Annotated in this window: 16 protein-coding genes and 1 pseudogene; 12 read left to right on the top strand and 5 right to left on the bottom strand. The window is 73.8% G+C overall.

From position 1 onward, the window contains the following. Nucleotides 1–112 precede the first annotated feature (112 nt). The 3 genes from tdh to ACIO5D_RS31225 all read left to right on the top strand — a co-directional run bounded on the left by tdh (nucleotide 113) and on the right by ACIO5D_RS31225 (nucleotide 3,537). Nucleotides 113–1,141, top strand: a complete 1,029-nt coding sequence (gene tdh, locus ACIO5D_RS31235) for an L-threonine 3-dehydrogenase (protein ID WP_363611518.1) — start codon at nucleotides 113–115, stop codon at nucleotides 1,139–1,141. Nucleotides 1,142–1,160: 19 nt separating this feature from the next. Continuing rightward, entirely contained in the window at nucleotides 1,161–2,354 is a 1,194-nt protein-coding gene (locus ACIO5D_RS31230; protein WP_363611520.1) for a glycine C-acetyltransferase, read from the top strand. A gap of 271 nt (nucleotides 2,355–2,625) precedes the next feature. Next, complete coding sequence (locus tag ACIO5D_RS31225) at nucleotides 2,626–3,537, top strand: LysR family transcriptional regulator (protein WP_363611522.1); 912 nt, start codon at nucleotides 2,626–2,628, stop codon at nucleotides 3,535–3,537. Between the two features lie 266 nt (nucleotides 3,538–3,803). Here the strand turns inward: ACIO5D_RS31225 and ACIO5D_RS31220 are convergent, their stop codons facing one another. Further along, nucleotides 3,804–4,403 (bottom strand): TetR/AcrR family transcriptional regulator, encoded by a 600-nt coding sequence (locus ACIO5D_RS31220; RefSeq protein WP_363611573.1) that lies wholly within the window; start codon nucleotides 4,401–4,403, stop codon nucleotides 3,804–3,806. A gap of 53 nt (nucleotides 4,404–4,456) precedes the next feature. Between ACIO5D_RS31220 and ACIO5D_RS31215 the strand changes: the two genes are divergently transcribed. The 3 genes from ACIO5D_RS31215 (at nucleotide 4,457) to ACIO5D_RS31205 (ending at nucleotide 7,395) form a co-directional block, all read left to right on the top strand. Continuing rightward, nucleotides 4,457–5,320, top strand: coding sequence for an alpha/beta fold hydrolase (locus ACIO5D_RS31215; protein ID WP_363611524.1), 864 nt, complete (start codon nucleotides 4,457–4,459; stop codon nucleotides 5,318–5,320). Nucleotides 5,321–5,490: 170 nt separating this feature from the next. Continuing rightward, nucleotides 5,491–6,177, top strand: coding sequence for a ribonuclease H (locus ACIO5D_RS31210; protein ID WP_363611526.1), 687 nt, complete (start codon nucleotides 5,491–5,493; stop codon nucleotides 6,175–6,177). Between the two features lie 261 nt (nucleotides 6,178–6,438). Continuing rightward, nucleotides 6,439–7,395, top strand: coding sequence for a rhomboid family intramembrane serine protease (locus ACIO5D_RS31205; RefSeq protein WP_363611528.1), 957 nt, complete (start codon nucleotides 6,439–6,441; stop codon nucleotides 7,393–7,395). Between the two features lie 181 nt (nucleotides 7,396–7,576). Here the strand turns inward: ACIO5D_RS31205 and ACIO5D_RS31200 are convergent, their stop codons facing one another. The 3 genes from ACIO5D_RS31200 to ACIO5D_RS31190 all read right to left on the bottom strand — a co-directional run bounded on the left by ACIO5D_RS31200 (nucleotide 7,577) and on the right by ACIO5D_RS31190 (nucleotide 9,667). Next, a complete protein-coding gene (locus ACIO5D_RS31200; RefSeq protein WP_363611530.1) occupies nucleotides 7,577–8,974 on the bottom strand; it encodes an FAD-dependent oxidoreductase in 1,398 nt (465 codons plus the stop codon). A gap of 96 nt (nucleotides 8,975–9,070) precedes the next feature. Continuing rightward, the gene (locus ACIO5D_RS31195; protein WP_400799318.1) at nucleotides 9,071–9,238 is read right to left on the bottom strand and encodes a PaaX family transcriptional regulator C-terminal domain-containing protein; all 168 of its coding nucleotides are present in this window, start codon (nucleotides 9,236–9,238) and stop codon (nucleotides 9,071–9,073) included. After that, nucleotides 9,239–9,667 carry a hypothetical protein gene (locus ACIO5D_RS31190; RefSeq protein ID WP_400799275.1) on the bottom strand — a complete coding sequence of 143 codons (429 nt, stop codon included), beginning with the start codon at nucleotides 9,665–9,667 and terminating at the stop codon, nucleotides 9,239–9,241. On the opposite strand from ACIO5D_RS31190, the pseudogene ACIO5D_RS31185 reads away from it, so the two are divergent. After that, nucleotides 9,612–9,947, top strand: a pseudogene (locus ACIO5D_RS31185) (amidohydrolase family protein); the annotation flags it as partial. The gene ACIO5D_RS31190 and the pseudogene ACIO5D_RS31185 overlap by 56 nt on opposite strands. Nucleotides 9,948–9,969: 22 nt before the next feature. Further along, on the top strand, nucleotides 9,970–10,311 hold the full coding sequence (locus ACIO5D_RS31180) for an IclR family transcriptional regulator C-terminal domain-containing protein (protein ID WP_400799315.1): 342 nt from the start codon (nucleotides 9,970–9,972) through the stop codon (nucleotides 10,309–10,311). Nucleotides 10,312–10,370: 59 nt separating this feature from the next. Here ACIO5D_RS31180 and ACIO5D_RS31175 read toward each other — a convergent pair whose 3' ends face one another. After that, entirely contained in the window at nucleotides 10,371–11,141 is a 771-nt protein-coding gene (locus ACIO5D_RS31175) for a TetR/AcrR family transcriptional regulator (protein WP_400655273.1), read from the bottom strand. 523 nt (nucleotides 11,142–11,664) lie between these two features. On the opposite strand from ACIO5D_RS31175, the gene ACIO5D_RS31170 reads away from it, so the two are divergent. The 4 genes from ACIO5D_RS31170 to ACIO5D_RS31155 all read left to right on the top strand — a co-directional run bounded on the left by ACIO5D_RS31170 (nucleotide 11,665) and on the right by ACIO5D_RS31155 (nucleotide 17,863). Next, the gene (locus tag ACIO5D_RS31170) at nucleotides 11,665–13,113 is read left to right on the top strand and encodes a carboxylesterase/lipase family protein (RefSeq protein WP_400799272.1); all 1,449 of its coding nucleotides are present in this window, start codon (nucleotides 11,665–11,667) and stop codon (nucleotides 13,111–13,113) included. A 368-nt stretch (nucleotides 13,114–13,481) separates the two neighbouring features. Further along, complete coding sequence (locus tag ACIO5D_RS31165) at nucleotides 13,482–15,065, top strand: APC family permease (RefSeq protein ID WP_363611576.1); 1,584 nt, start codon at nucleotides 13,482–13,484, stop codon at nucleotides 15,063–15,065. Between the two features lie 89 nt (nucleotides 15,066–15,154). Continuing rightward, the gene (locus ACIO5D_RS31160; RefSeq protein WP_400655279.1) at nucleotides 15,155–16,792 is read left to right on the top strand and encodes an amidohydrolase; all 1,638 of its coding nucleotides are present in this window, start codon (nucleotides 15,155–15,157) and stop codon (nucleotides 16,790–16,792) included. A 171-nt stretch (nucleotides 16,793–16,963) separates the two neighbouring features. Beyond that, the gene (locus tag ACIO5D_RS31155; RefSeq protein WP_363611577.1) at nucleotides 16,964–17,863 is read left to right on the top strand and encodes a Gfo/Idh/MocA family oxidoreductase; all 900 of its coding nucleotides are present in this window, start codon (nucleotides 16,964–16,966) and stop codon (nucleotides 17,861–17,863) included. The last annotated feature ends 128 nt before the right edge of the window (nucleotides 17,864–17,991 follow it).

Here is a 17,991-nt window from a genome sequence, read left to right as displayed (position 1 = left end):
ACCAGGCAGATTGCTCCATGCCCGGTGCGACGGAGGCAGGAGCAGCCACCCCGCCGGGCCCCGCCGGCCTGCCCACACCAGGCCGCCCCCTCGTGCGTCAGGAGCCGCCGCAGTGAAGGCACTCGTCAAGCAGAAGGCCGAGCCAGGGCTCTGGCTGATGGACGTACCCACGCCTGCCATCGGCCCCGGCGAGGTGCTGATCAAGGTGCTGCGCACCGGCATCTGCGGCACCGATCTGCACATCCGCAACTGGGACGGCTGGGCGCAGCAGACCATCACCACCCCGCTCGTCCTCGGCCACGAGTTCGTCGGCGAGGTCGCCGAGGTCGGCGCGGCCGTCGCGGACATCGCCGTCGGCGACCTGGTCAGCGGCGAGGGCCACCTGGTCTGCGGCAAGTGCCGCAACTGCCTGGCCGGCCGCCGCCACCTGTGCCGCAACACCGTCGGCCTGGGCGTCGGCCGGGACGGCGCGTTCGCCGAGTACGTCGCCCTGCCCGCCGCCAACGTCTGGGTGCACCGGGTGCCGGTGGACCTCGACGTCGCCGCGATCTTCGACCCGTTCGGCAACGCCGTGCACACCGCGCTGACGTTCCCGCTGGTCGGCGAGGACGTGCTGATCACCGGCGCGGGCCCGATCGGCATCATGGCCGCCGCCGTCGCCAAGCACGCCGGCGCCCGCAATGTGATGATCACCGACGTCTCCCCGTACCGCCTCGACCTCGCCCGCAAGGTCGGCGTCACGCTGGCGCTGAACGTCGCCGAGCACACCATCGAGGAGGGCCAGCGGCAGCTCGGCCTGCGCGAGGGCTTCGACGTCGGCCTGGAGATGTCCGGCCGCCCCGAGGCGATGCAGTCGATGATCGCCAACATGACGCACGGCGGGAAGATCGCCATGCTCGGCCTGCCCGCCGAGCAGTTCCCGGTGGACTGGGCCTCGATCGTCACCTCGATGATCACCATCAAGGGCATCTACGGCCGCGAGATGTTCGAGACCTGGTACGCGATGTCCGTCCTGCTGGAGGGCGGCCTCGACCTCAACCCCGTGATCACCGGCCGGTACGCCGCCACCGACTTCGAAGCCGCCTTCGACGACGCCGCCGGCGGCCGCTGCGGCAAGGTCATCCTCGACTGGACCGTCTGACACTCTGTAGGGAGACACCGTGTTCGACAACGTGCGCGACGACCTGGCCGCCACCCTCGACGAGATCCGCGAGGCCGGCCTCTTCAAGCCCGAGCGGGTGATCGGCAGCCCGCAGAGCGCCGCCGTCACCGTCACCACCGGCGGGCGCCCCGGGGAGGTGCTCAACTTCTGCGCCAACAACTACCTCGGCCTGGCCGACCACCCCGAGGTGATCGGCGCGGCCAAGGAGGCGCTGGACCGCTGGGGCTACGGCATGGCCTCGGTGCGCTTCATCTGCGGCACCCAGGACGTCCACAAGGAGCTGGAGGACCGCCTCTCGGCCTTCCTCGGCCAGGAGGACACCATCCTGTACTCCTCCTGCTTCGACGCCAACGGCGGCGTCTTCGAGACCCTGCTCGACGAGCGGGACGCCGTCATCTCCGACGCGCTCAACCACGCGAGCATCATCGACGGCATCCGCCTCTGCAAGGCCCGCCGCCACCGCTACGCCAACCGCGACCTGGCCGACCTCGAACAGCAGCTCAAGGAGACCGCCGACGCCCGCCGCCGGCTGATCGTCACCGACGGCGTCTTCTCGATGGACGGCTACGTCGCCCCGCTGCGCGAGATCTGCGACCTGGCCGAGCGCTACGACGCCATGGTCATGGTGGACGACTCGCACGCCGTCGGCTTCGTCGGCCCCAACGGGCGCGGCACCCCCGAGCTGCACGGCGTGCTGGACCGCGTCGACATCATCACCGGCACCCTCGGCAAGGCCCTCGGCGGTGCCTCCGGCGGCTACGTCGCCGCCCGCCGGGAGATCGTCGCCCTGCTGCGCCAGCGTTCGCGGCCGTACCTGTTCTCGAACTCGCTCGCCCCGGTGATCGCCGCCGCCTCGCTGAAGGTGCTCGACCTGGTCGAGCGTTCGACGGAGCTGCGCGAGCAGCTGGCCGCCAACACGGCGCTGTTCCGGTCCAGGATGACCGAGGCCGGCTTCGAGATCCTGCCCGGCGACCACCCGATCGCCCCGGTGATGATCGGCGACGCCGCCAGGGCCGGCCGGCTCGCCGAGCTGCTGCTGGAGCGCGGCGTGTACGTGATCGGGTTCTCGTTCCCGGTCGTCCCGCACGGCCAGGCCCGGATCCGGGTGCAGCTGTCCGCCGCCCACTCCACCGAGGACGTCGAGCGCGCCGTCGCCGCCTTCATCGACGCCCGGGCGGCCCTGGGGGAGTAGCCCCCCACCCGGGGCGGCTCCGCTCGGCTCGGCTTGGCGCCCGGGCGCCCTTCGCCGGGTGCGCCCCACCGGACCGCCCGTGGCCCGTCCGCTCGGAACCGGACGCGCCGCGGGCCCCAAGCCGCCGTGCGGCGGAGGCTGGACCAGCCCGCCTCCGCCGCACGGCACACCAGACCACCTGCCCCACCCTCCTGCCCCGGAGTGAGAAGTCGTCCCGGCCGACTTTCCACTCCGGGGAGGGCGGGCCGCGCCGCACTGGCAGAATTGGCCCGTGATCGACGCACGACGGCTGCGGACCCTGCGGGCCGTGGCGGACCACCGCACCGTGACCGCCGCGGCGGCCGCCCTCTACCTCACCCCCTCCGCCGTCTCCCAGCAGCTGACCGCCCTGGAACAGGAGACCGGCCACCACCTGCTCGCCCGCGAGGGACGGGGCGTCCGGCTCACCGCCGCCGGGGAGATCCTGCTCGGTCACGCCGACGCCGTCCTCGCCCAGCTCGAACGTGCCGAGGCCGACCTCGCCGCCTACAGCGCGGGCGTCGCGGGCGAGGTCACCGTCGCCTCCTTCGCCACCGGCATCGCCCTCGTCCTCGCACCCGCCATCGGCACCCTGGTGACCCGTGCGCCCGGCGTCCGCCTCAAGGTGCTGGACGCCGAGGGGGACGCCAGCCTTCCGATGGTCCTCGACGGGCGGGCCGACCTCGCCGTGGCCGTCGAGTACCGGGGCGCGCCGCGCGCCGACGACGCCCGGCTCACCCGCGTGCCGCTGTACGCCGAACCGTTCGAGGCGGTGCTGCCGCTCGCCCACCCGCTGGCGGCCGGCCGGGGCCCGATCGCCGTCGCCGACCTCGCCGCCGAACCCTGGATCGGCCCCTACCCCGGCAACCCCTGCCACGACGTGGTCCTGCTGGCCTGCGAGCACGCGGGTTTCCAGCCACGCCTGGTGCACTCCTCGGACGACTTCCGCGCGGTGGTCGCGCTGGCGTCGGCCGGTGCCGGTGTCGCCCTGGTGCCGCGCTCCGCGCTGCGCGGGGTGGACCTCGGCCAGGTCGCGGTGCGGCCGGTGGACAGCGCCCTCGCGACCCGCCGGGTCTTCGCCGCGGTCCGGGCCGGGGCGGACGGACACCCGCTGATCCGTCCGGTGCTGGACGCCCTGGCCGAGGCGGCGGCGGCCACCGGGTGAACGACGGGACCCTCGCTGACATCGAGGAATGCGCCTACCTCTGGGACGGGTCGGAGCCCGGCCGGGTTCTCCGCCGGGGCGGGATCGTCGACATCCCGACGATCTTCAACCGGATCACCCGCATGGTCCTGCTGATGGAGGACGGCGATGAACGGCGTGCGGTGACGGAGCGGATGCTGGACCACGGCGTTCCGCTGCCGGACGGCATCGGCCGAGGAACAGCCGGAAGGGGCGGGCCCAGTGGGCGGGTGGTCGGCTGTCCCGGCTCAGGGCGATCGGAACAGCTCGTCCAGGTGATGGGTGAGGATCGCCAGCGCGGCGTCGCCGGTGCGCTGGCCGCCGAGCACGCTTGAGCCCAGGCCGTTGACCAGGGCCAGCAGTCCGGCGGCGGTCATCTCGGGGTCCTTGCCGGGGTCGATCTCCCCGGCCTGCCGGGCGGCGCGGATCTGCTTGGCGAGGAAGCCCTCCAGCAGGTCGGGCTGGGCCGTCCCGTGCTTCTCCAGCACTTCGGGATCGCTGAGCACCAGCGTGTAGTACGCGGCGTAGGTCCTGGTGATCCGGCGGCTCTCCGGATCGGTCGGCAGGATGCTCGACAGGACCGCGGTCACCAGGCCGCGTGGTGTGGGCGGGGAGCCCGCCGCGCCGATCCACTGCGCCATGCGGGCCTGGATCTGGGCGCCGAGCCGGTCCAGCGCGTCCAGCAGCAGCCCTTCCTTGGTCGCGAAGTAGTACTGCACCAGCCGCAGGGAGACGCCGGCCTCGGCGGCGACCGCCCGCATGCTGGCCGACTGCAGACCCTGGGTGTCGGCGATGCGCAACAGCGCCTCGGCGATCTGCCGTCTGCGTTCCTCGTGATCGACCCGCACGTTCATGTGCACCTCCCTGGTACACCCGTATCATGTCGTGATACACACGTATCATGCGAATCAGCCAGTTCAGGAACGACCAGGCCAGGGACCGATTTCGGGCCGCCTACGAGCGGACTCTGGCGGACCTGTGGCCCGGGCCCCGGACGGCGCTGGACCTTCCGACCACGTTCGGGACCACCCGCGTCTACCGAACCGGCCCGCAGAGCGGCGAGCCGATCGTGCTGCTGCCCGGCTCGGGCGGAAACGCGCTGATGTGGTACCGGTACATCGACGTGCTGGCTCGGCACCGCCCGGTCATCGCCGTCGACGCGATCGGCGAGCCGGGCGCGAGCGTGCAGACCGCCCCGATCGGCGACGGCCGGGACGGAGCCGACTGGCTGGACGAACTCCTGGCCGCACTGGAGGTGACGGCCGCCCAGGTCGTCGGCTGCTCCTACGGCGGCTGGCTGGCGCTCAACCACCAGATCCACCGCCCCGGCCGGGTCGCCTCCCTCACCCTGCTGGACCCCGCGGGCTTCGCCGGCACCGGCCCCCGGTTCTACGCCTGGCTGGTCGCCGGCGGACTCGCCGCGGCCGCGCCGCGCCCGCTCCGCCCCCGGCTGGCCCGCCTGGTCGGCAACAGCGCCATCCTGGAGAGCGAACTGATGAGCCTGCTGCGGGCGTCGATGGGATTCCGCCGCGCACTCCCGGTGCCCCCGGTCTTCTCCGACGAGGAACTGCGCCGCCTGCGTGTCCCCGCGCTGTTCCTGCTCGGGGCGCGCAGCGCCATGCACGACGCGCGCGAGGTCGCCGACCGCCTCGGCCGGCTCGTCCCCTCCGCCCGGGTGGAGATCGTGCCCGGCGCCGGCCACGCCTTGCCGACCGACCGGCCGGACCTGGTGGCCGACCGCATCCTCCACACCGCCGGACGGTAGTGCCACCGGGCCGGTCCCGGCGGGCCGCCGCCGATGAGCCGCGGCCGGCCGGGAGCCCCCGTCGCGGCAGTGCCGCCCGGATCGGGCTTTCGGCCGCGGTCCTCGGGTGCGCGGGCGGGGTTGGTGGCCCCTGTTTTCGAGGCGGGTGCCGGGCCTGGCATGATCGGTGCATGGTCGAACGAGTCATCGCAGCCTGTGACGGAGCCGCCAAGGGCAACCCCGGCCCGGCGGCCTGGGCCTATGTGGTTGCGGACAGTGCCGGGGCTCCCCAGCGCTGGCAGTCCGGTCCGCTGGGGCACAGCACCAACAACGTCGGTGAGCTGACCGCGCTGGAGCGACTGCTGGCCGCGACGGATCCCGCCGCGCCGCTGGAGGTCCGTCTCGACAGCACGTACACCCGCGACGCGGCGACGAAGTGGCTGGCGGCGTGGAAGCGCAACGGCTGGAAGACCGCGGCCGGCAAGCCGGTGGCCAACCGCGAGCTGATCCAGCGCATCGACGCGCTCCTGGAGGGGCGCGACGTCACCTTCGTCTACGTCCCCGCCCACCAGGTGAACGGCGACCCGCTGAACGCGGTCGCCGACAAGGCCGCCAGCGATGCCGCCCGTACCCAGGAGGGTGCCGGTGGCACCGCTGCCGACCTCCCGGTACCGGATCCCGTTCCGGCCCCGGCGCCGCGGGGCGGGCGCCGCGCCTCCTCGCCCGCGGCGAAGAGGACGTCCTCGGGCGCTCCGAGGACGCTGTCCGCGCGATACCCCGGGACGTGCGCGTGCACCCGCCCCTACGCCAAGGGCGACACGATCACCAAGGTCGGCACCGGCTGGGGACACCCGCAGTGCGCGGGTGCGCAGGCCTGAGCCCCGGCCAGCGGCCGTACCCGGGGCGTCGTCACCGGCATGACGGCAGGTAGGGGGACCTGAGCACCTGAGCCCGCCGTACCCCGGCGGGCCGACGCCGCCCGAGGGCCCGCCGGCGGATCGTGACGGCCCCTGCTCCGCCGTCACCTGCGCGGTTTCGCTATCTTGTTCGCTGCATCGCCGCGAAGCCGCGGCCATCGGGTCGCGGTCGCCACGTCGCGGCCGCGCAACCCGCCGTCAGGATCCCGGAGCCCACTTTCCATGGACGCCGTACCCGTCGCCGAGGGGCCGCAGGCCCCCGAGACGCCGCCCACCACCTGTTTCCGGCATCCCCGCCGGGAGTCGTACATCCGGTGCACCCGGTGCGAGCGCTACATATGCCCCGACTGCATGCGGGACGCGCCGATCGGCCACCAGTGCCCGGAGTGCGTGAGGGAGGGGCAGCGCAGCGTCCGGCAGGCCCGGACGGTCTTCGGCGGACGGCTCGTCAGCACGCCGGTGCTGACGTACCTGCTGATCGGCGTGAACGTCCTGGTGTACCTGCTGGAGCTGGTCCGGCCCTGGGTGGTCGAGCGCTTCGAGAACCTCGGCCAGGGAGTGCTGGGGCCGGACGGCCACCTGTACGTCGTCGAGGGCGGGGTGCTGCCGCCCGGCTTCCACGAGGCCGGGGTCGCGCACGGCGAGTGGTACCGGCTGATCACCTCGGCCTTCATGCACCTGCCCGCCACCGAGGGGCGGTTCGGCATCGCGCACATCCTGCTGAACATGTACTCGCTCTGGCTGTTCGGCCGGGTGATCGAGCATCAGCTCGGCCGGACCCGCTTCCTGGCGCTCTACCTGACCGCCGCTCTCGGCGGCTCCGTCCTCGGGTACGTCGTCGCGCCCGAGCAGGCCTCGCTGGGCGCGTCCGGGGCGATCTTCGGCCTGGTCGGGGCGTACTTCCTGATGACCCGGCGGATGCACCACGATCCGCTCGGCGGCGGACGCCAGCTGGTGGGCTCGCTGCTCTGGCTGGTGCTCTCGGCCGGCTACACCTCCTGGCAGGGCCACCTCGGCGGACTGCTGGCCGGCGGCGCGCTGGGGGCCGCCCTGGTCTTCGCGCCCCGTACCGGCCGGGCGGCGGTGCAGACGGCCGGGGTCCTGGTGGTGCTCGCCGTGCTGGTACTGCTGGTGGTCGGCAAGACCTCCGAGCTGTCCGCCGCCTCCCCCTGGGGCTGACGGGCCGTACGGGTGGTTCGGCGGCGGGCGGGGTCGGCCGGTGGCCGGACCCGAACGCCTCCCGGGCGGGGTCGACAGATCGCGTCGAGAAACCACGATCGGTCGCCCGGCGGGTCGGGAACCGCCGGGCGACGTTCAGGAACGTCCGTGCTGTCAGCTGTCAGCTGTCAGCTGTCAGCTGTCAGCTGTCGAAGCCGAGGCCGAACCGGTCGAGGGTGCGCAGCCAGAGGTTGCGCCGGCCGTTGTCGGCGTCGGCGCGGGTGAGCGCCCACTGGGTGATGCCGATGCCGATCGAGCGGGCCGGCTCGGGCGGGAAGGGCACCGGCTTGCGTCGGACCATCTCCAGAGCGGTGCGCTCGGTGCGCTCGCCGGCCAGCAGATCGAGCATCACCTCGGCGCCGAAGCGGGTGGCGCCGACGCCGAGGCCGGTGAAGCCGGCGGCGTAGGCGACCCGGCCGCCGTGCGAGAGGTCGAAGAAGGCGCTGAACCGGGTGCAGGTGTCGATCGCACCGCCCCAGGCGTGGCTGAACCGGACGTCGGCCAGCTGGGGGAAGGTCTGGAAGAAGTGCCCCGCGAGTGTCGCGAAGGTCTCCGGCCGCTGGTCGCGCTCCGCCCGGACCCGGCTGCGGAACTGGTGGACCACGTCGTACCCGCCCCACAGGATGCGGTTGTCGGCGGAGAGCCGGACGTAGTGGAAGTGGTTGGCGCTGTCGGCGAAGCCCTGGCGGTTGCGCCAGCCGACGGAGGCGAGCTGTTCCTCGCTGAGCGGCTCGGTCATCAGCGCGTAGTCGTAGACCGGCACGGTGTAGAGCCGGTGGCGGCGCAGCAGCGAGGGGAAGGCGTTGGTGGCGAGGGCGACGCGCCGGGCGCCGACCCGGCCGTACGGGGTGCGGACGGTGATCCCGCGCGGGGAGTCGGTCAGCGCGGTGGCCCGGGTGTGCTCGTGGATGCGGACGCCCAGGTCCAGGCAGGCCTGCTTGAGGCCCCAGGCGAGGCGGGCGGGGTTGACCATGGCCACGCCCTCGCGGTCCCACAGGGCGCCGAGGAAGGCGGGGGAGTCGATCTCGGCGCGGACGGCCTGGCGGTCGAGGAAGTCGAGTGTGCCGCCGTAGCGGGCGGCGAGTTCGGCGAACTCGTGCAGGCCGTCGACCTGGTAGGGCTCGGTGGCGACGACGAGTGAGCCGGTGCGCTCCCAGTCGCAGTCGATGCCGTACCGCTTGACGGTGTCCTCCATGGCCTGCAGGTTGGCGGCGCCGAGCCGCTCCAGCGTGGCGAGTTCGCCCGGCCAGCGCTGGTGCCCGTTGGCGAGGCCGTGGGTGAGGCTGGCCTCGCAGAACCCGCCGTTGCGCCCGGAGGCGGCCCAGCCGATCTCCTGCCCCTCGATCAGCACCACGTCGAGTGAGGGGTCGCGTTCCTTGGCGATCAGCGCCGTCCACAGCCCGCTGTAGCCGCCGCCGACCACCAGCAGGTCGCACCGGACGTCACCGACCAGGGCGGAGGCGGCCGTGGGACGGCCGGGGTCGTCGAGCCAGAACGGTACGGGCTGGGTGTCCTGGAGGGCGCGGACGGGGTCGGCCATGGCGGTGGCTCCTTCGGTGCATGGAGGGTCAGGGCCTCTGGATACGGTCATCAGACCGCCGGGCCGCTTTCAACGTCAATGGTGTTGACATAAGCCTCACGCCGCCGGGACCTCGATCCGGTTCAGGATCTCGGCGGCGATCGCCTCGGCCCCCGGCTCGTAGCGGTGCGCCAGGTCGCGGAACAGCCGCTCGGCGGCCTCGGCCGGCCAGTCGGCGGGCAGATGCCCGGCCGACAGGTGCGGATCGCCCCGGACGAGGTCCAGTCAGTCGGTGTGCAGCAGGAGCCGGCGGGCCAGGTCGTCCTCGGCCGGGGTGCCGGGCTCGGCGCCGCCCCAGCGGGCCAGGAAGGCGCGGTAGCCGACGGCGGTCGAGGCGAGGTCGAAGGCGGCCGGCAGGCCGGCCGCCTCGGTGGGGGCGGCGGCCCGGCCGTGGAAGACCCGCAGGTGGCCCTCCAGCCCGAGCCCCTCGACCAGGGCGGCCACGTCCACCTCGCCGGGCGCCGTCCACAGGCCACTCTGCAGCGGGGCGAGCCCGCCCCGGACCAGCCGGGAGCGCAGGTCGTGCCGTTCGCGACGCCAGGCCCCGGGGAGGGAGAAACCGACCACCGTCCAGGTGCCGTCCCACTCCCGGTTGACGGCGCCGGTGCGCCAGATCCGGCCCCTGGTCGAGGAGTTCGGGGTGAAGGGCTTCAAGTTCCACCCCAGTATCCAGGCCTTCCACCCCAATGACCGGCTCTCCTGCCCGCTGTACGAGGCCATCGAGGAGGCCGGTGCGATCGCCGTCTTCCACACCGGCCAGACCGGGATCGGCGCGGGCGCGCCCGGGGGCGGCGGCATCCGGCTCGAGTACTCCAACCCGATGGACGTGGACGACGTCGCCGCCGACTTCGCCGCGCCGCCGGTCAAGGACGAGGTCCGCCCGAAGATCCTCAAGGAGAACGCGGCCCGGCTGCTCGGCCTCGACGGGAGGTGAGGAGGCCCATGCGCAACCAGGGCTGACCGAATCCGAACGCGCCTCCCGGCTCGGCGACATGACGATCCATCAGTTCACCTCCGCCACCGTGGCCGATCCCGCCGCCCTCGCCGCCACCATCACCTCCGCCGCCCGCGACGGTCGCGCCCTGGTCGACCAGGAACTGGAAGAAGGCCTGCGCTCGCTCGCCGTCCCCGTCCACGACGGCCACGTCGTCGCCGCCGTCAACGTCGCCCTCCACGCGGGCCGTGGCACCCCCGCCGAAACCCGCGCGATCCTCCTCCCGCCGCTGCGCGAAACCGCCGCCGCCATCACCGCCGACCTCGCCACCGTCCGCCGCTGGTCCGGACCGCCGATCCCCTGACTCGCCGTAGGGCGGTCTCCGTGCCGCGGATGGCACGGTCGGCAGCGTCGGCGACGCGATCAGGGTCCTGTTCGGCGGGCCTCCTGGCTGCCGGACGGCCCCGGTGCTTCGAGTCGGCTCCGCCGCGTGCCCGCCGCAGGGAGGCGGGCCGCGGCGGCGTCGAGGAGGAGGTCGAGGGCGTAGGGGTAGCCGCTGCGGCGCATGTCGGTGGCGAGGAGGTGGGCCGTGGCGGCGATGTGGGGGTGGGTGGTGGCGTCGAGGCGGGCGTAGGAGGCCTGCCAGACCTCGAGGTCCGCTGTCTGGGCGGCGACGGGCAGGGCGAGGGCGGCGGCGTCGAGGGCGGCGAAGCCGAGGCTCTGGTCGACGAAGGCGTGGTAGATCCGGACGGCCTCGGGGTCGGGGAAGCCCGCCGCGCGCAGGATTCCGAGGAGGGTTTCGACGGCGGCGATCTCGTGGGTGCGGCCGGTGGTGCGGTGGGCGGCGAGCAGGGCGGCCTGCGGGTGGGCCTGGTAGGCGGAGTGGATGCGCAGGCCGAGGGAGCGCAGATCGGCGCGCCAGTCGCCGGTGGGCTGCCAGCCGGCCCGGGCGCGGCCGATGAGTTCGTCGGCGACGGCGAGCAGCAGGTCGTCGGTGCTGCGGAAGTAGCGGTAGACGGCGCTGGGGTCGGCGCCGAGCGCGGCGCCGAGCCGCCGTACGGTGAGCGCTTCGGCGCCGTGCTGGCCGATCAGCCGGAGCGCGGTGTCGACGATCAGCTGCGCGGAGAGGACGACACCCTGCTTGGTGGGCCGCCTGCGCCGCCGCTGGGGCTCGGGGACTACGCGTTCGCTCATGCCGGGAAGGCTATGTCAACGTCCTTGACGTAGGAAGGGCCGGACGGAGGAGGGCCGGATCTCCAGCAGGGTGGGGACGAGCGCGCCGGTCGGTTCCCGGCTGCCGCTCTCCAGGGCGGCCATCAGCAGCTCGATGCCCTTCTCCGCGACGAGGGCGGGCTGGAGGCTGAGCGTGCTGACCGGGGGGGGTGTCGGCGGCGGAGGCGTCCTCGCTGGCGCGGACCAGCAGCAGGTCGTGCGGGACGGCCCGGCCGGCTCTCCGGCAGCCCAGCGGATCCGACAGCTTCGACATCACGCTCGGCGTCTGCGAGCACCGAGACCGCCCCGGGCGCCGACGCCACCGCCCTGCTGCGGGACGGCCGCATCTCCGTCACCCCCGTCACCGCCGATCGCACCTATGGTGTCCGCACGGTTGACCCCCAGGAGCTCAACCGGCTCCGGCACTACATCGAGCACGAGGCCCCGCGCCCGTGACCCCAACGCGGGGCCCCGAGCCCGTGACCCCCAGCGGAAAGAGCAGAGCATGACCACCGCAGGACCGCAGGACCACCCGGTCGTCCCGACCCGCCAGGGCCCGGTGCGCGGCGAGCGCCGCGCCGGCGGCAGCGTCCGCTTCCTCGGCGTCCCGTACGCCCAGCCGCCCGTCGGCGACCTGCGGTTCGCCGCGCCCGTACCGCCCCGGCCGTGGACCGGGGTGCTGGACGCGACCGCCTACGGGCCGACCGCCCAGCGCCGCCCGTTCGGCGAGGTCACCACCATCCCCGAGCCGACCATCCCCGGCGGGTCCATCCTCAACCTCAACGTCTTCACCCCGGATCCCGCCCCGGCCGCCGGCCTGCCGGTGCTGGTCTGGATCCACGGCGGCGGCTTCGTCGCCGGCTGCTCCGCCAGCCCCTGGTACGACGGCGCGGCCTTCAACCGGGACGGCGTGGTCGTGGTCTCGATCGGCTACCGGCTCGGCATCGAGGGCTTCCTGCACCTGCCGGACGCCCCCGACAACCGGGGCGTGCGGGACTGGATCGCCGCGCTGGAGTGGGTCCGCGACAACATCGCGTCCTTCGGCGGCGACCCGGCGAAGGTCACCGTCGCCGGGCAGTCGGCGGGCGGCGGCGCCGTCCAGACGCTGCTCGCGACCCCAGCCGCCCGGGGGCTGTTCCGCGCGGCGATCTCGGCCTCCGGCGCGGTGATGCGGCCGCAGGACCGCGCCTGCGCGGAGTCCGCCACCCAGCTGTTCGCCGACCGCACGGGGGTGCCCGCCACGGCGGCCGCCCTGCGGGACGCCACCGACGCGGAGCTGCTGGCCTTCCAGGACGCGCTGGACGCCCCCGGTGAGGGACGGGACGGGCTGCCTGCGCTGCTCCTCGCGCCCTTCGCCGATGGCGAGCTGGTCCCGGTGCCGGTGCAGGAGGCGCTGGCCGACGTGGACGTGCCGCTGCTGCTCGGCTTCACCGCGCACGAGTTCGCGGCCCCGGCGGAGCAGGGCGCTTCCCCGACGGAGGCCGAACTGATCAGCCTGCTCGCCGAGTTGGGACTGGACGACAGCCGTGCCGCGCGCTTCCTCACCGAGCGCCCGGGAGCGGGCGGCGGCGAGGCGATCACCGACTGGCTGTTCCGCGCCCCCGCCCTGGCGGCCGCCGACGCCCGGTCCGAGGGCGAACGCCCCACCTGGCTCTACCAGTTCGACTGGTCGGGCACCGCTCCCGGTCGCACCGGGCAGGCCTACCACTGCATCGACCTGCCCTTCGCCTTCGACCTGCTGGACGCCGAGGGAGCCGAGGCGGCCCTCGGCGCCCACCCGCCGCAGGCGCTGGCCGACGCCGTCCACGGCGCCTGGGTCGCCTTCGTCCGTGACCTCGACCCGGGGGCGGCCTGGCCGTCGTACCGGGACGGGCGCGCCACCATGCGATGGGGTGTCGAACCCCGGGTGGAGCGCGACCCGTTGCGCGCCGTCCGGGAGATCTGGCTCCTCTGACGCGGGGAACCGGGGGAGTGTACGTGCGGCCCGGAGCTCGGGACCTGCCTCCCGTCCGGGCCGCCCGGTCTGCTGCTCGCCCTGATCGCGAGGAGGGGCCGGGGCCGGCACAGTCGACCGCCCCACCTGAGGCAACCGGAGCGGGACGGGCGCGGTCGTGTCTTCCCGGCCTCGGTCCACCGGCCCGTCGGCGCCTGCGCGTCGGCTCGGTCTTCTCCGTCGCCGCCGCGGTTCGGGAGTCACCCGCTCGGCCACGGGCGCGCTTATGACAACAGCATTGACCTGTGAAGGGCTTGCGGGTTGCATGGCTTGCCACCGGCCCGTTCGGCCGACCCCCCCACGAAGACGGCGGTGACCCGTTGGCAAACTTGCTCAACGACGCGGGCCCAGACCCGAGAACCCGGACCACCGGGACCACCCGGCCCGCACTGCGCAGGTCGCTGGGCGTCGGCGGCGCCGTGGCGCTCGCCGCATCGAGTACGGCGGCCACCAGCAGTATCGGCATCGGACTCGGTCTGATGGCAGGCATCGTCGGTCTGCACCTGCCGGCGATCATGGGACTGGCCTTCCTGCCCGTCCTCGCCATCGCGGGCGGCTACGGACGGCTCAACCGGGTCGACCCCGACGCCGGGAGCAGCTACCGGTGGGTGGGCGCGGCCCTCAACCCCTGGCTGGGCTTCCTGACCGGCTGGGTCAACATCCTCGGCACGGTCGTGTTCATGGCCTACACCACCACGGTGACCGGATCCGCGCTGATCCAGCTGCTCGGTGCGGCCGACGTGCACAGTGTCGCGGGCCTGTCCCTGAGCCCGGACTCCACCCTTCAGTGCACCGCCCTCGGCATGGTCGTGCTGATCGCGTCGGCGCTGGTCGCGGTGCGCGGGCTCGACCTCGCCGCCCGGCTGCAGAAGTACCTGCTGATCTTCGAGTACGTCGTGCTGCTCGGCTTCTGCGGATACGGCCTGTTCGCCGGCGACCAGCCCTTCTCGCTCGACTGGTTCAATCCGCTGGCCATCCCCTCGTTCCACGCCCTCGCCCAGGGCATGGTGCTCGCGGTGTTCTGCTACTGGGGCTTCGAGTCGGTCTTCAGCGTGGGCGAGGAGGTCCGCGACCCGCGCGACGCCTCGCGCGGCGGCTTCATCGCCCTCACCGTGATGATGCTGCTCTTCGTGCTCGCCGGCACCGCCTTCCAGCGCGTTCTCCCCATCGACGAGTTGGTCGGCAACGGGGCGCAGGGCCTGACGTACTTCGGTAACCGGCTCGCCGACCAGCCGCTCGCCGCACTGCCGCTGATCGCCCTGACCTTCTCGGCCATGGCCTCGCTGCAGGCCTCCGTCGTGCCCACCGCGCGCGGAATGTTCGCGATGGGGCGCGACGGCACCCTCGGACCCGTCTGGACGCGCCTGCACCCCCGCCACGGGACCCCCGCCGCGGGCACCCTGCTGGTCACGGCGATCGCCACCGCCCTCGCCCTGCTGTCGCTGGTCATTCCCACCGTCAGCTCGCTGATCTCCGCCACGGTCAACGCGATCGGCATCGTCGTCGCCCTCTACTACGCCCTGACCGCCGTCGCCGCCGCCGTCCGCTTCCGGTCCCTGCTGCGCACCTCGCCCGTCGAGGCGCTGCGGGCGGTCGTCGCCCCGCTGCTCGGCGCGGCCACCCTGCTCGGCGTCGGCGGATACCTCGCCTGGAGCTTCTACGACTCGGCCGACCACTTCGAACTCTCCGCGGAAAACGGCTGGTTCGAGCTGCTGATCCCGGTGCTGATGGTCGGCTCCGGCCTGCTGGCCGCCGCCTGGGCCCGCTGGCACCGCCGATCGCCGTACTTCACCGCCGGGTTCGGAGCGGGCAATGCCGACAGCCGGGCCGGTGCCGACAGCCGGGCCGGCGACGACGGCCCGCTCGCCGCCGACATCCCGGCCGGCAGCGGCAGTTCGGCCCGCACCGTCTGACGGACGCTGCGCGGTCCCGTCCGCGCGCTGCGCCGCCCTTTCCCACCGCGGTCCCCCCGAAGACCGCCGACCCCAGTTGGAGCACGTCCATGCACCAGGCAGACCTGGTATTCACCCACGGTCCCGTCCACACCGGGGACTCCGCCCGGACCCGGGCGAGCAGCCTCGCCGTGACCGGGGAGCGGATCACGGCCGTCGGCCACGACGAGGTACGGGAGCTGATCGGCCCGAAGACCGAAGTGATCGACCTGCGAGGCAAGTTGCTGCTCCCGGGCTTCCAGGACTCGCACATCCACGCCGTCTACGGCGGCGTGGAGCTCGCCCAGTGCGACCTCACCGGCACCACCGGTGTCGACGAGTACCTCCGGCGCGTCCGCGAGTTCGCCGATACCCACCCCGAGCGGGCGTGGATCACCGGCGGCGGCTGGTCGATGGAGAGCTTCGACGGCGGCCTGCCGACCCGGCAACTGCTCGACTCCGTGGTCCCCGACCGCCCGGTCTACCTGCTGAACCGCGACCACCACGGCGCCTGGGCCAACACCCGCGCGCTCGAACTCGCCGGTCTCACCCGGCAGAGCCCGGACCCGGCCGACGGCCGGATCGAGCGGGAGCAGGACGGCACGCCCAGCGGCGTCCTCCAGGAGGGCGCCACCGGCCTGGTCGCCCGGCTCGTCCCGCCGACGAGCGCGGCCGAACGGCTGGCCGGGCTGCTGCGGGCCCAGGCGCTGCTGCACTCGCTCGGCATCACCGGCTGGCAGGACGCCCTGCTCGGCGAGTTCAACGGTCAGCCCGACCCCTCGGACGCCTACCTCGCCGCCGCCCGGGACGGCTCCCTCACCGCCCGGGTCACCGGCGCCCTCTGGTGGGACCGCGATCGGGGCGCGGAGCAGATCCCGGAGCTGGTCGCCCGGCGGGCGGCGCTGCGCCACGGCCGCTTCCGGGCGGACTCGGTCAAGATCATGCAGGACGGCATCGCGGAGAACTTCACCGCGGCCCTGGGCAGCCCGTACCTGGACGCCTGCGGCTGCGCCACGGCCAACTCCGGTCTGAGCTTCGTCGATCCGGTGGCCTTGCGGTCCTACGTCACCGAGCTGGACGGGCTCGACTTCCAGGTGCACTTCCACGCGCTGGGCGACCGCGCGGTGCGCGAAGCGCTGGACGCCGTCGAGGCCGCTCGGGCCGCCAACGGCCGCCGCGCGACCCGGCACCACCTCGCCCATCTGCAGGTGGTCCACCCCGACGACGTGCCACGCTTCGCCCGGCTCGGCGCGATCGCCAACATCCAGCCGCTGTGGGCCGCCCATGAGCCGCAGATGGACGAGCTGACCATCCCCTTCCTCGGTCCCGAACGCGCGGCCTGGCAGTACCCGTTCGGTTCCCTGCTGCGGGCCGGTGCCACGCTCGCGGCCGGCAGCGACTGGCCCGTCAGCAGCCCCGACCCGATCGCCGGCCTGCACGTCGCGGTCAACCGGATGGAGCCCGAAGCCACCGACGGCCGGGTCTTCCTTCCCGAGCAGCGCCTCGACCTGGCGAGCGCCATCGCCGCGTACACGGCGGGCTCGGCCCACGTCAACGGCCTGGACGACACCGGGATTCTGCGGGTCGGCCGGCTGGCGGACCTGGTGGTGCTCGACCGCGACGTCTTCGCCGCGCCGGCGGAGGAGATCTGCGAGGCCAGGGTCCTCCGGACCTATACGGGGGGCGCGTTGGTGCACTCGGCCGAGTGAGGTCCGGCGTCCCGGCCGTGGCCCCTCGCCCGCCCCGTCCTCCGCACGTGACACGTGCGGAGGACGGCCCCGGCTGTCGCCGGTGCCCGACGCGTAGGGTGGATCCGCCTGATGACCGTCCGTCCCGTAGCAGGAGCTTCCATGAGTGAGACCGCCGTTCCCGATGCCGTGCTGCCGGTCGGGGTGATCGGCCTCGGCGACATCGCGCAGAAGGCCTACCTGCCGGTCCTCACCGCCCTGCCCGGACTGGACCTGCGGCTGATGACCCGGGACCGGGCCAAGCTCGACCGCCTCGGCGAGACCTACCGGATCGCCGCCGGGCACCGCTTCACCGACCTCGGTGAGCTGATCGGCTCCGGCATCCGGGCCGCCTTCGTGCACGCCGCCACCGACCAGCACGTCCCGATCGTCGAGCAGCTGCTCACCGCGGGCGTGGACGTCTACGTGGACAAGCCGCTCGACTACACCCTGGACGGCGCCCGCCGGCTGGTGGACCTCGCCGAGCGCACCGGCCGCTCGCTCATGGTGGGCTTCAACCGCCGCCACGCCCCGGGCTACCTGCTCGCCAAGGAGCGCCCGCGGGACCTGATCGTCCTGCAGAAGAACCGCGAGGGCCTGCCCGAGGCGGCCCGGTCCCTGGTCTTCGACGACTTCATCCACGTGGTGGACACCCTGCGGTTCCTGGTGCCCGGCGAGATCGAGCACGTGGACGTCCGCTCCCGCACCCGCAACGGTCTGGTGGAGCACGTCGTCCTCACCCTCGCCGGTGAGGGCTTCACGGCGCTGGGCATCATGAACCGCGTCTCGGGTTCGACCGAGGAGATCCTCCAGGTCTCCGGCGCGGATTCCAAGCGCGAGGTGGTCAACCTCGCCGAGGTGATCGACCACCGCGGCCAGCCCACCGTCCGCCGCCGTGGCGACTGGGTCCCGGTGGCCCGCCAACGCGGCATCGAGCAGGTGGTGCAGTCCTTCCTGGAGGCCCTCCGGGCCGGAAAGACCCTCACCGCCCGCGACGCGCTGCGCACCCACGAGCTGTGCGAGCTGATCGTCGAGCGGATCGAGTCCGCCTGACACCGGCGGGGGGCCCGCCCCCCCCCGCCCCCCCCCCCCCCCGGGGGCCCCGGGGGGGGGGGGGGGGGGGGGGGCCCCCCCCGCCCCCCCCCCCCCGCCCGCCCCCCGGGGGGGGGCCCCCCCCCGCG

The sequence above is a fragment of the Kitasatospora sp. NPDC087315 genome (assembly GCF_044744345.1).
Lineage (GTDB): Bacteria > Actinomycetota > Actinomycetes > Streptomycetales > Streptomycetaceae > Kitasatospora.
This window is presented reverse-complemented; position numbering and strand designations above follow the sequence as displayed.